A 12,429-nucleotide genomic window follows, 5' to 3' on the forward strand; every position below is an offset into this window, starting at 1 on the left:
CGCCGAGCGGCATCGCGTGCGCGGACAATCCCCCGGCGCACGAAACCCCCGCGGATGGGCAAGAATGCGTCCCCCGATCCTCCCTAGGCTCATGACAAGCGCACCACCACGCCGCAGATCCGCGGCCAGCCCAATGACGGGAGGTTCGACATGTCACAGTTCGTCCAGGAGTTCACGCAGGGCGCCATCGTCGGAGAACCCGAGGTCGTCGAGGACCGCCCGTCGGTGCGCGAGGTCGCCGAGCATCCCGCGTGGACGCGGCTGAAAGCCGCTGTCGTGTCGTTCCGTGCGCTGCAGACAGCCGACGGCTCGATACCCGACCAGTCGGACCACGCGACCGCTTCGGAACACCTGGCCACGATCCTCCCGGCCGTTGCCGAACTCACCCCGTTCTTTCCGCACGATGCGGCGTACCTCGCTGCACTGCAGCGTGACTTCGCACGCTGGGAACGCGACGGTTTCGGCGTTCCCGACTTCCTCGACGCACTGAACGCATTCCAGCCGCAACAGCACCGCATCGACGGACTCGGCCACCTGGTCGTCTTCCCGATGGTGACGCAGAACGGCAGTTCCTCGCGGTTCGTCGAAGCCGTCCTGGTCGAGGTCATCTGGCCGGAGTTCATCGCGGAACTCGAAGCGGGCGACTACAGCAACACGCTCTTCGTCGCGTTGCGGTTCGTCGACTTCACGCCCGGGTACGACACGAATTCTGCGGTGCTGTTCCCCGAGACGGTCGCGATGCGCGAGATCCCGACGTTCACGTGGGGCGCGATCTTCCAGGACCGCGAAGCCGCTCGCTACCGCCGAGTCGTCCGTGCCGCTGCGGAGATCACCAAACTGGAGTTGCCGGACGACGCTGCAGCGATGCTCGACGACCAGGAGCTGACGGAACAGGTCTTCGTGATGTGGGACATCATCCACGACCGATCGCACATGCGCGGCGACCTGCCGTTCGACCCGTTCATGATCAAGCAGCGGATGCCGTTCTTCCTCTACTCGCTGGAAGAACTCCGCTGCGACCTGACGGCGTTCCGGGAATCCGTGCGGCTCGAACGCGCGCTCTCCGCGGTGCCGGACGCAGATCTCGACGAGGCGCAACGCGCGATCCGCGACCACGCCCGCCTGGTGCAGTACGCCGTCGTCTTCGACCGCATCTTCCGGTTCGCGATCACCGGCAGCCGTGTCCGGAACTACGACGGGCTCGGCGGGCAGTTGTTGTTCGCGTGGATGCACCAGCACGATGTCCTGCACTGGACGGACACGCAGCTCACCATCGACTGGGATGCCGTTCCTGACGTGATCATCGCGCTCAGCGATCAGATCAACGAGTTGTACCGGCGGTCGATCGACCGACCGAAATCGGCGCACTGGCTCGCCGCGTACGAGATGCTGACCCGGACGCTCACGCCGCACCCGGCATCGAGATGGGCGCGGGGACTGCCGGAGGAAACGCTCGCCGGAATGCCCAAGGGCTACACCGACGCCGTACTCGACGACGAATTCCCGCTGTCGATGTTCTACGAGGCACTGAACAAGAAGATGGCTGCGGTCATCGCTTCGACGGCCGGCATCACCGGCTCGTCGTCGGTTGCTCCGCCCGCTGCTCCGTCCGTTCCGGACGTCGCCGCGTGAGCGCTGGATCCCTGTCCGGTCGCACGGTGCTGGTCGCGGGCGCGACCAGCACCAGCGGCGCGGCCGTCGCGCGCGCACTCACCTCCGCCGGAACGGCCGTCGTCGCGGTCGGCACCAGACCAGACGCACTGGAGGCCCTGCGCGCCTCCGTCCCGGGCGTCACGACCCACACGTGCGACCTCGCAGACCTCGGGGCGGTCACCGCGCTCGCGGCTGCGGTCCGCGAGCCGGCGGGACCGGTCGACGGGCTGGTCCACCTGGTCGGTGGGTGGCGCGGGGGCGGCGGCATCGCCGGCCAGTCGGACGACGACTGGGACTTCTTCGACCGGGCGTTCCGCACCCTGCGGAACACCACGCGCGTCTTCTACGACGACCTTGTGGCGTCCCCGGCCGGACGACTCGCGTTCGTCTCGTCCACCGCCGTCGACTCCCCCACCGCGGGTGCCGCGAACTACGCAGCCGCCAAGGCCGCCTCCGACGCATGGGTCCGTGCCGTGGCCCAGGGCTTCCGGAAGGACGCACCGGACTCGGCGGCAGCCACCGTCTTCGTCGTCGGCGCCCTGGCCGGTCTCGAGGAGCGGCTCGGCGATGAGGTCGTGCGGCTCTGGACCGCACCGCCGGCCGACGTGAACGGCGCCCGTCTCCCGCTCTCGCTCTCCTTAGGATGAACCAGTGACCCTTCGACTCCACGACCTGGACCTGCGGGGCTTCGCCTCGGACAACTACGCCGGTGTCCACCCCGAGATCCTCGACGCGATCGCCGCGGCCAACGACGGCCACCAGATCGCCTACGGCGAGGACGTCTACACGGCCCGCCTCAACGAGGTGATCGGCGACCACTTCGGCTCGCAGGCGCAGGCGTTCCCGGTGTTCAACGGCACCGGAGCCAACGTCGTCGGGCTGCAGTCGATGCTGCCGCGGTGGGGCGCCGTCGTGTGCACCACGACCGCGCACATCCACACCGACGAAGCGGGTGCTCCCGAGCGCATCGGCGGGATCAAGCTGCTGCCGGTCGAGACCCCCGATGGCAAGCTCACCCCCGAGCTCATCGACAAGGAGGCCTGGGGATGGGGTGACGAGCACCGTGCCCAGCCGCTCGTGGTGTCGATCACGCAGACCACCGAGCTCGGTACCGCCTACACGGTCGACGAGATCCGGGCGATCGCGGACCACGTCCACCCGCTCGGCATGACGCTGCACATGGACGGCGCTCGCATCTCCAACGCCGCCGCGACCCTCGGCCTGCCCCTGCGCGACTTCACCACCGACGCCGGCGTGGACGTGCTGAGCTTCGGCGGCACGAAGAACGGCATGCTCTACGGCGAGGCGATCGTCGTGCTCAACCCCGCAGCATCCGAGGGACTGCACTACCTGCGCAAGATGAACATGCAGCTGTCGTCGAAGATGCGGTTCGTCTCCGCGCAGCTCATCGCGCTGCTGTCCGACGACCTGTACCTGCGCTCCGCCGGGCACGCCAACGCCATGGCCGCCCGGCTCCGCGGCGCACTCGAGGCCCGGATCGCCGACGGCAGCATCCAGGGCGTCGGGTTCAGCCAGGAGACCCAGGCGAACGGGGTGTTCGCGACGCTGCCCGCAGGGGTGGCCGAGCGGCTGCGGAAGCACTTCCGGTTCTACGACTGGGATGCCAGCCGCAACGAGGTGCGGTGGATGTGCGCGTACGACACGTCGGAGCAGGACATCGACGACTTCGTGGCGGCGTTGACGCGGGAGCTCGACGCAGCCTGATCCAACGTAGAATCCCGTGTGATCTCCGAGCACCCCGAACCCAGCGGCATCCTCCCCGAGGACCTCGACGCCACGCTCCGGGTGCTCGAGCAGATGAGCGACATCGACGAGACGCACCCCGACTTCGTGCGGGTGCGTCAGGCCACGGCGAAGATGTTCAAGGCCGTGAAGCGGGCGCACCGACTCGAGAAGCGCGCGGTCATCGCCGAGGCCGACCGCCGCGTGATCGCCGCCACCGCGACCGGAGCGGCCGACCGGATCGACGACGAGACCCGCGGGGTGCCGATCAGCACCTCGACGACGGCGTCCACCGCCGGCACCCTGCTGAAGTCCCGCCCCTGCTACATGTGCAAGCAGCAGTACACGGTCGTCGACGCGTTCTACCACCAGCTGTGCCCCTCGTGCGCGGCGATGAGCCACGCGAAGCGTGATGCCCGGACCGACCTGAGCGGCAAGCGGGCGCTGCTGACCGGCGGCCGCGCGAAGATCGGCATGTACATCGCGCTCCGCCTGCTGCGCGACGGCGCCCACACGACCATCACGACGCGGTTCCCCCGCGACGCCGTGCGCCGGTTCACGAGCCTGCCGGACTCGGCCGACTGGATCTCGCGCCTCAAGGTCGTCGGCATCGACCTGCGTGACCCGGCCCAGGTCATCGGTCTCGCTGAGGACGTCGCCGCGGCTGGCCCGCTCGACATCCTGATCAACAACGCGACGCAGACGGTCCGCCGGTCGCCCGGCGCGTACCAGCCCCTCGTCGACGCCGAACTCGCGCCGCTGCCGGACGGCCCGCTGCCCGAGCTCGTGACCTTCGGGCACACGAACGACCAGCACCCGCAGGCGCTCGCCCGCTCGGTGACGGCGCACCCGATCCTCGCGGCCGCCGCAGCCCGGGCCGACGAACTGACCGAGCAGGCCATGGCTCCGGGGTCGAGCTCGCTCGAGCGTCTGGCCATGGGCACCGCGATCGACGCCGGTGGTCTCGTGCCCGACCTGCACGACGTGAACTCGTGGACGCAGGCCGTCGACGAGGTCGACCCGCTCGAGATGCTCGAGGTCCAGCTCGCGAACACCACCGCGCCGTTCATCCTGATCTCGAAGCTCCGCCCCGCGATGGCGGCGAGCGAGGCACACCGAACCTACGTGGTGAACGTCAGCGCGATGGAAGGGGTGTTCGGCCGCGCCTACAAGGGGCCGGGGCACCCGCACACGAACATGGCGAAGGCCGCCGTGAACATGCTCACCCGCACGAGTGCGCAGGAGATGTTCGAGACCGACCGCATCCTGATGACGAGCGTCGACACCGGGTGGATCACCGACGAGCGACCGCACCCGACGAAGGTCCGGCTGGCGGAGGAGGGCTTCCACGCGCCGCTCGACCTCGTCGACGGGGCTGCCCGCGTGTACGACCCGATCGTGCGGGGCGAGGCGGGCGAGGACGTGTTCGGTGTGTTCTTGAAGGACTACAAGCCGAGCTCCTGGTGAGCCCCGCGGTCTGTCCGCCGCTCAGTCGCCCTCGTGCGCAGCCAGGGTGGCGAGTACGAGCTTCGTGATCCGACGCTGCCCCTCGTCGTTGGGGTGGATGCCGTCCGTCGAGTAGATCCCCGTCCCGGAAGTGTCGGCCTCGGGGAAGGTGTCAGCCATGCTGACGTACGCGGCGCCGCCCTTCGCCGCGGCACGCTTGATCTCTGCGAGGTACCTCGACCACGGCTCCGCCATGCCGTCCGTCATGCTCGAGGCCGGGGTGAACTCGCCGATCACGAGCAGCGAGGGCTTCGTGGGCAGCGCTGCGAGCGTCTCGAGGAACGCCACGTACTGGGCGCCGAGCTCGTCGGGTGTGAGCTTCGCCGCGTCGTTGCCACCCAGCGTGATGGTGATGAGGTCCGGAGCAGCACGGCGCATCGCCGTCAAGAAGCCCTCCTGGTCATCGGTGAACGTCGCGATCGTCGCGCCCGAGTGCGCGGAGTCGTAGCGGTGGATCCCCCTGTCCCGGTCGCCGTCGTAGATCGTGAACCCCAGCAGTGAGAACCGCGCGACGGCGGTGATGGTCACCGTGTGCTCCCCGCTCGACAGTCCGTCCACCTTCGTGATCGTCCCGGTACTGGCAGTCCCGGTCGTGGCGACGGTCGTCGGTGCGGCTCCGTCGACGCTGTACGTGAAGTCGCCGGAGCCGGGCCAGCGCGCCCACCAGATGTCGATCCCGGTGCCCGTGAAGCCGTAGCTCCGCGAAGCGCCCGCCTGCATGGCGACCGATCGGTAGCCGAGGTCGGGGGCGGTGACGTCGAACTGGCTCTCCCCCGTGCGCGCCGTCGCCCAGTCACCCCAGGTCGAGTCCGGTTCGTACACGGCGAACTGCGCCGGCAGGTACCCGGCCCCTCCGGTGGCCACCCCGTCCGTCGGGTGCTCCGTGCGCAGCTGGTCGAGCGTGAGGTCCATCCACCGGGTGGAGCGTGACGAGGCGCCCTGCCCCTCGGTGATCGAGTCTCCCAGGGCGACCCAGTTCGCGGGCGCTTCGGTCCGGTCGGCCACGGCGGCGTTCCAGGTCGCGAGCGGCTCGGCGACCTCCGGGGTCTTCGCGGCGGAGCACCCCGTTGCGACGATCGACACGAGTGCGACGACCAGGCCGGCGACGAGCCGGTGCGATCCTCGACGCCGGCCGGGATCGGTGGTGCGCTCGTGGCCGTTCACGTTGTCTCCCTTGGGTGAGATGTGGTCCGCGACCGGGCGCCGGGTCGGCGAATGCTAACCGCGCATCCTGGTGAACTACCGTCGTCTCCGTGCCATCCTCCACCGGAACTCCGGACCCGACTGCCGGTCCAGCGACCGCGCGGCACTCCGTCAGACGGACCATCGCGGTCGGCGTGGCGATCGCCGTGTCGGCAGCAGCCCTGATCGGCATCGAGGCGGTCGCCGGATCAGCGGACACCGCAGCGTCGCCGGTGACGGTCACCAGGGTCACCGCGGCGTCCACCGTCACCTCGACCGGCAGCGCCGTCCGGACCACCCTGAAGGTCACGAACACCACTTCGGTGCGGAAGCCGGCTTCGTCCGCCTGGCTCTCCCTGTCGACCGGCACGACGAAGTACTCGCTCGGCCGGGTCGCGGTGCAGGCGCTCGCCCCGGGTTCGAGCACGACGGTCAGCGCAGTCCGCACGACGCCTTCCCGAGCCGCGGCCGGGAGGTACTCGGTCCTCGCCTGCGTGGGTGCGTACTCCGGGCAGCACTGCCGGACGTCCGCTTCGACCGTCACCACCAAGCCGACGCCCCGCCCACGTCCCCAGACCGGCGTGATGCTCGACGTCGCTCGCGCCTACTACCCCGTGGCACTGATCAAGCGGTACATCGACCTGCTCGCCGGCAACGGCGGCCGCTTCCTGCACCTGCACCTCACCGATGACCAGAACGTCGGGATCGAGAGCACGGTCCTCGGCCAGACCCTCGCGAACGCGGACCTCGACCACGGCGTCTACACGAGCCGCGTGACCGGCCGTCCGTTCCTCAGCGCCGCACAGGCACGCACGATCGCCGAGTACGCGGCGAAGCGGGGCGTGGCGATCGTGCCCGAGGTCGACACTCCCGGCCACATGGCTGCGGCCTTCGCCCTGCTCGAGGCGCAACACGGCACGAAGTGGGTCGACCGCATCCGTTCGGGCGAGAGCGAGCTCGACCCGTCGGCGCCCGGCAGTCTCGCGCTGGCGACGAAGCTCTACGCCGAGGTGCAGCGGACGTTCCCGTCCAGCCGCACCGTGCACATCGGTGGAGACGAATGGGGCGGCGACGTCACCGCCGCCCAACGCGTCGCGTGGCTGAACGCGATGGCGGCCGCGCTCGGCAACCGTGAAGTGTGGGCCTGGAACGACGGGATCGACCGGGCCGCGGTCGGACGACTGGACCCGCGCATCCACGTCACGTACTGGAGCTTCGACGGCGACACCGAAGACGCAGCGGAGCGTCGCGAACGCCGAGCGCGACGGGCCAGTGCGGTCGACCTGCAGCAGGCCGGGATCGATCTGCTCAACTACAACTCGTACTACCTGTACGAGGTACCGACCGACCTCGACCCGGCCGACAGCGAGTACACCGTCGCCGATCTCCGCGAGCACTGGTCGCTCCGGACGTGGGACGGCGACTCCGGAGCACGTCTCGCTGCTCCGATGTCGGGCGCGGCCGTTGCGATCTGGGGCGAGGACCTGGAGGGTCCACCTGCTGACGCCCTCCTGCGGTGGAGCGCGCCGCACGTGAAGGCGATGATCGAGACCGCAGCCTCCTGACGGACGCGTGACGGGCCTCCAGGCCGACCGCCGGAACAGCCGGACCAACCGGACCCGCCGGATCCACCGGATCCACCGGATCCACCGCCGGACCTACCCCAGCGGCTCCACGCCGTAACTGGTGACCACCGCGCGCAACTCGTCCAGGTACGTCTGCGCCTGCACGGTGAGGGGAACCGAGGCGTGCGCGATCCAGCCGATCTCGATGCGTTCGTCGACGTCGAGGGGGATGGCGACGATCTCGGGGTCGAGGTCGTCGCTGATGAGCCCCGTGGAGATCGTGTACCCGCCGAGGCCGATCATGAGGTTGAAGATGGTCGCCCGGTCCGAGACCCGGATCTCCCGCTTGCTCGACATCGTCGACAGGATCTCCTCCGCCAGGTAGAAGGAGTTGTTCGCGCCCTGGTCGAAGGTGAGCCGCGGCAGGTCGGCGAGGTCCTCGAGGGTCGCACGCTCCCGTGACGCGATCGGGTTCCGCCGGGCGACGAAGATGTGCGGCTCGGCGACGAACAGCGGTGTGAAGACGACCCCGGCGTCCCGCAGCAGCTTGCCGAGCACCTGCTTGTTGAAGTCGTTGCGGTAGAGGATGCCCACCTCGCTCCGCAGGGTGCGGACGTCCTCGATGATGTCCCAGGTGCGTGTCTCGCGCAGCGAGAACTCGTACTCGTCCGCGGCCGCGCCCTCGACCATGCGGACGAAGGCCTCCACGGCGAACGAGTAGTGCTGTGCGGACACCCCCAACAGGCGACGCGACGGCTGCCCACCGACGTACCGCTGCTCGAGCAGGGACACCTGCTCGACGACCTGCCGGGCGTACCCCAGGAACTCGACGCCGTCGACCGTGAGCACGACCCCCCGAGCCGACCGGGTGAACAGCGGGCGTCCGATGCGCGTCTCGAGGTCCTTCATCGCCGCGGACATGGTCGGCTGCGACACGTAGAGCAGATCCGCCGCCGCGCTGATCGAACCCTCGGTCGCGACCTCGATGAAGTACCGGAGTTGCTGGAGGGTGATGTCGTTCGAGACTCGGGCCATAGGCGCAGGCTATACCGGTGCATAGCGTCTCGGTATTACCTGATGGCTCCAGATTGCCGCCATCATCGAGGAACCCCTTCCCCAGCACCTCCGGGTGCTCGACGAACAGATTGCCGACCATGGCGAACGACCTCACCTTCAGCATCACCAGGACCCGCTTCGACGAGGACTACTCCCCCGCCGACAGCTCCCGGCTGACCACGAACTTCGCCAACCTGGCGCGCGGCGAGCGCCGGCAGGAGAACGTCCGTGCTGCGCTGGCGATGATCGACGGGCGCGCGAACGAGCTCTTGGCTGCCGGTGATCGCTACCGCTTGCAGCTCGACATCGTCTCGGCCGCACTGCAGTTCTCCGACGGTGGATCGGACGCCGAGTTCCCGCTGCTCGAGATGCTCGACGTCACGATCGTCGACCAGCACACCGGCGAGCACCACCACGGCATCCTCGGCAACAACTTCTCGTCGTACCTGCGCGACTACGACTTCTCGGTGCTGCTGCCGTCATCGCCGGGCTTGCCGTCTGACTTCGGGGCGCTGCACGGGGCCCTCTTCCAGCGCTTCCTGGAGTCGTCCGCGTTCCGCGACGGGTTCGGTGCCGAGCCGGTCGTCTGCATCAGCGTCTCGACGAGCCAGACCTACCGCCAGACCGGGTACGACCACCCCGTCCTCGGCGCCGAGTACGAGCACGAGCACTCATCGCTCACCGACGACTACTTCGGTCGGATGGGCATGCGGGTCCGGTACTTCCAGCCCGCCGGAGCGTCGGCCCCGCTCGCGTTCTACACGCGCGGCGACCTGACCGGGGACTACACGGACCTCCAGCTCATCGGCACGATCGCCACCATGGAGACGTTCCAGAAGATCTACCGCCCGGAGATCTACGCCGCGAACACCCCGGCCGGCAGCACCTACCGCCCCACCCTCGACCACACCGACTTCACGCCCACCCCGGTCACCTACGACCGTGAGGAGCGCAGCCGCCTCGGGATCACCCAGGGCCGGTGGACCGAGGAGCACCTCGTGACGCCGCACCACGCGCTCCTCTCGCGCTTCGCTGCCGACGCCGCCGTTTCCCTCTGACCTCGTTCCCTCCTGACAGGACCCGCACCCGCATGACGTCCCTCCTCCCTACCTCGATCGTCGGCAGCCTGCCGAAGCCGTCCTGGCTCGCCGAGCCCGAAAAGCTCTGGTCCCCCTGGAACCTGCAGGGCGCAGCACTCACCGAGGGCAAGCAGGATGCACTCCGCTCCGCCGTCCACGAGCAGGAACGGCGCGGCATCGACATCGTCAGCGACGGCGAGCAGACCCGCCAGCACTTCGTCACGACGTTCATCGAGCACCTGGACGGTGTCGACCTCGAGCGCAAGGAGACCGTCCGGATCCGTGACCGGTACGACGCGGCCGTCCCGACCGTGGTCGGTGCCGTGAGCCGCCGGGCGCCCGTGTTCGTGGACGACGCTCGCTTCCTGCGCGCCCAGACCGACCGTCCGATCAAGTGGGCGCTCCCCGGCCCGATGACGATGATCGACACGCTCTCCGACCAGCACTACAAGAGCCGCGAGAAGCTGGCGTGGGAGTTCGCCACTATCCTGAACCAGGAAGCGCGCGAGCTCGAAGCCGCCGGTGTCGACATCATCCAGTTCGACGAGCCCGCCTTCACCGTCTTCCACGACGAGGTGCAGGACTGGGGCGTGGCCGCGCTGGAACGCGCGACCGAGGGTCTGCGCGCCGAGACCGCCGTGCACATCTGTTACGGCTACGGCATCGAGGCGAACAACAAGTGGAAGGAGACGCTCGGGGCCGAGTGGCGCCAGTACGAGCAGTCGTTCCCGCTCCTGCAGCAGTCATCCATCGACATCGTCTCGCTGGAGTGCATCCACTCACACGTGCCGCTCGAGCTCGTCGAACTCATCCGCGGGAAGAAGGTCATGCTCGGGGCGATCGACGTCGCGACCGAGGTCGTGGAGACCCCGGAGGAGGTCGCAGAAGTGCTGCGGCGGGCGCTCGAGTTCGTCGATGCGGACAAGCTCATCCCGAGTTCGAACTGCGGGATGGCGCCGTTGGCGCGGAACGCCGCGCTCGCGAAGCTCAGTGCGCTGTCCGCTGGTGCGGACTTGGTGCGGGCAGAGCTCGTCGGCGCGGCCGTCCCTTCAGGACGCTAGGCGCTGTCAGCCGCACGGCGGCTCTCTTCCAGAAGGAGGAGGGCCGCCGTTCGTGTTGCGTCCGCCGCGTGCGCGGCTCTCGATCCGGCCGGGAGGCGCGGCTTCCGTCCGGCTGACAGGTTGCGTTGGCAACACCCGCGCCCTCTACTGCCCCTCGACCCCGGTCACGGCCTCAGCGATCCGCTTTCTGCCCCTCGGCGGGGGAAGCAGCCACCACGGAACAACGGCCCACGAGGGCGCTGCCGCGAGAAGCCACCAAGCAGTAGGACTCAACGTCGAAGACGCCAACCCCACGATGATCAGCCAGCTCATCGCGAGAGCCGCGACGAACCCTGCGGTGACCGCACACGAGATGCGACCTCTGCGCCGGTCTCGAGCGAAGGCGGACCCGACAGCCGCCACGAGGAACAGCGCCTGTATCGCCGCGAGCAGGATCGCGGTTCTCAACGGTGTTCCGTACCCGCTCGGACTTCCGTCCGGACCGAACGACGTCGCGATCCGTTCGGGTAACCGATCCCACCAGACGCTGGTGACCGCAACCTCGACGACGACAGGGAACGCAGCAGCGACGGCAGCGAGGATCCCCTCTCGCCCGCGTCGGCCGCGGGCGCTGGCCGTCGGTACGTTCATCAGCCGTTGCATGTCTCCCGCACTTGCCGCTCGATGAGCGCCGTGGCGATCGCGTCGGCCGCGCGTGGGGCCTTCGCGAGCGTGTGCACCACCGCGGTGATCCCTGCCGCGTTGGCGATGACCGCTCCTGCCGCTCGCACCTCTCCGTTGATCCAGATCGATGCCCCTTCCCGCTGCCAGCTCACCGTGCGGGAGGCTCCAGCGCCCGGTTCGAGCGCCCAATCCGCGTAGCGACAGAGATCGTCGAACGTGGACCAGACGCCGCCCGCCGCCGCGAACGACGACTCCCCGAGCGCCCACGGCTGAATCGTGCGACCGAAGAGCTTCGCCACCACCCGGTCTGTTGGAAGAGGCTCGAGCGTGGCAGAGCTGATCCCCGCCGGCTCGAGGACGTGCTGGCGCACAGCGGTGAACCAGTCGCCGTGCACCTCGTCGAGTACCGCACCGAGGAGGGCGTATCCCAGGTTCGAGTACACGAACTGGCCTCGGGGCGTGGCCGGTACCGCAGCTGCAAGGTCCAGAGAAACCCCTGCAGCCTTTCGGTATGGGTCACCGAACAGGCGGTCGGGCATCACGGCTGGTAGCCGCGGCAAGCCCGAGGTGTGGTGGACGAGGTCAGCAACCGTCATCTCGGAATCGGGGATCGCGGGGAGGTAGTGCGCGACCGGCCGCTGGACCTCGAGTGTGAGCCAGGCCGTCGTGCCGACGAGTCCCTTCGTGATGCTCCCCCACTCGAGCATCGAAGCGGTTGCGTACGGCCCACGGGCTGCTCGGACGGCTCGCCAGCCATCACCTGAGCGAAGACTCGCACGCCAAAGCCCTCGGGACTCACGCGGGGTCCGCATCGGTTCCTTTCCTCCGCAGAAGGGTCGCCAGGGGGCCTGCGGCGCCGTTCCGCCGCGACCGGACTCGGCGCTGGCGGCTCGGGACATCACCACTCACCATCCGGTGAGA

10 protein-coding genes are annotated in these 12,429 nt (G+C 69.0%); 7 read left to right on the top strand and 3 right to left on the bottom strand.

The features are described 5' to 3' along the window. Positions 1 to 150 precede the first annotated feature (150 nt). The 4 genes from ITJ60_RS04050 to ITJ60_RS04065 are packed head-to-tail and all read left to right on the top strand — an operon-like array spanning position 151 to position 4,863. Positions 151 to 1,632, top strand: coding sequence for a DUF6421 family protein (locus ITJ60_RS04050; RefSeq protein WP_194647005.1), 1,482 nt, complete (start codon positions 151 to 153; stop codon positions 1,630 to 1,632). Continuing rightward, positions 1,629 to 2,300 carry an SDR family oxidoreductase gene (locus tag ITJ60_RS04055; protein ID WP_323749091.1) on the top strand — a complete coding sequence of 224 codons (672 nt, stop codon included), beginning with the start codon at positions 1,629 to 1,631 and terminating at the stop codon, positions 2,298 to 2,300. Before ITJ60_RS04050 ends, ITJ60_RS04055 begins: the two co-directional genes overlap by 4 nt. 4 nt (positions 2,301 to 2,304) lie before the next feature. Then, on the top strand, positions 2,305 to 3,378 hold the full coding sequence (locus ITJ60_RS04060; RefSeq protein WP_123341210.1) for a threonine aldolase family protein: 1,074 nt from the start codon (positions 2,305 to 2,307) through the stop codon (positions 3,376 to 3,378). A gap of 18 nt (positions 3,379 to 3,396) precedes the next feature. After that, entirely contained in the window at positions 3,397 to 4,863 is a 1,467-nt protein-coding gene (locus tag ITJ60_RS04065; protein ID WP_194647006.1) for an SDR family NAD(P)-dependent oxidoreductase, read from the top strand. Positions 4,864 to 4,884: 21 nt separating this feature from the next. Here ITJ60_RS04065 and ITJ60_RS19245 read toward each other — a convergent pair whose 3' ends face one another. Further along, positions 4,885 to 6,066 carry a GDSL-type esterase/lipase family protein gene (locus ITJ60_RS19245; RefSeq protein WP_194647007.1) on the bottom strand — a complete coding sequence of 394 codons (1,182 nt, stop codon included), beginning with the start codon at positions 6,064 to 6,066 and terminating at the stop codon, positions 4,885 to 4,887. 89 nt (positions 6,067 to 6,155) lie between these two features. On the opposite strand from ITJ60_RS19245, the gene ITJ60_RS04075 reads away from it, so the two are divergent. Beyond that, positions 6,156 to 7,649 carry a family 20 glycosylhydrolase gene (locus ITJ60_RS04075; RefSeq protein WP_194647008.1) on the top strand — a complete coding sequence of 498 codons (1,494 nt, stop codon included), beginning with the start codon at positions 6,156 to 6,158 and terminating at the stop codon, positions 7,647 to 7,649. A 93-nt stretch (positions 7,650 to 7,742) separates the two neighbouring features. Here ITJ60_RS04075 and ITJ60_RS04080 read toward each other — a convergent pair whose 3' ends face one another. Next, on the bottom strand, positions 7,743 to 8,684 hold the full coding sequence (locus ITJ60_RS04080) for a LysR family transcriptional regulator (RefSeq protein WP_194647009.1): 942 nt from the start codon (positions 8,682 to 8,684) through the stop codon (positions 7,743 to 7,745). Between the two features lie 119 nt (positions 8,685 to 8,803). Between ITJ60_RS04080 and ITJ60_RS04085 the strand changes: the two genes are divergently transcribed. Continuing rightward, positions 8,804 to 9,763, top strand: a complete 960-nt coding sequence (locus ITJ60_RS04085; RefSeq protein WP_194647010.1) for a putative oxygenase MesX — start codon at positions 8,804 to 8,806, stop codon at positions 9,761 to 9,763. Between the two features lie 32 nt (positions 9,764 to 9,795). Next, the gene (locus tag ITJ60_RS04090) at positions 9,796 to 10,845 is read left to right on the top strand and encodes a methionine synthase (protein ID WP_194647011.1); all 1,050 of its coding nucleotides are present in this window, start codon (positions 9,796 to 9,798) and stop codon (positions 10,843 to 10,845) included. A 629-nt stretch (positions 10,846 to 11,474) separates the two neighbouring features. Here ITJ60_RS04090 and ITJ60_RS04100 read toward each other — a convergent pair. Then, on the bottom strand, positions 11,475 to 12,407 hold the full coding sequence (locus ITJ60_RS04100; RefSeq protein WP_323749092.1) for a serine hydrolase domain-containing protein: 933 nt from the start codon (positions 12,405 to 12,407) through the stop codon (positions 11,475 to 11,477). Between the last annotated feature and the right edge of the window lie 22 nt (positions 12,408 to 12,429).

Source organism: Curtobacterium sp. VKM Ac-2884, from assembly GCF_015350945.1.
GTDB lineage: Bacteria > Actinomycetota > Actinomycetes > Actinomycetales > Microbacteriaceae > Curtobacterium.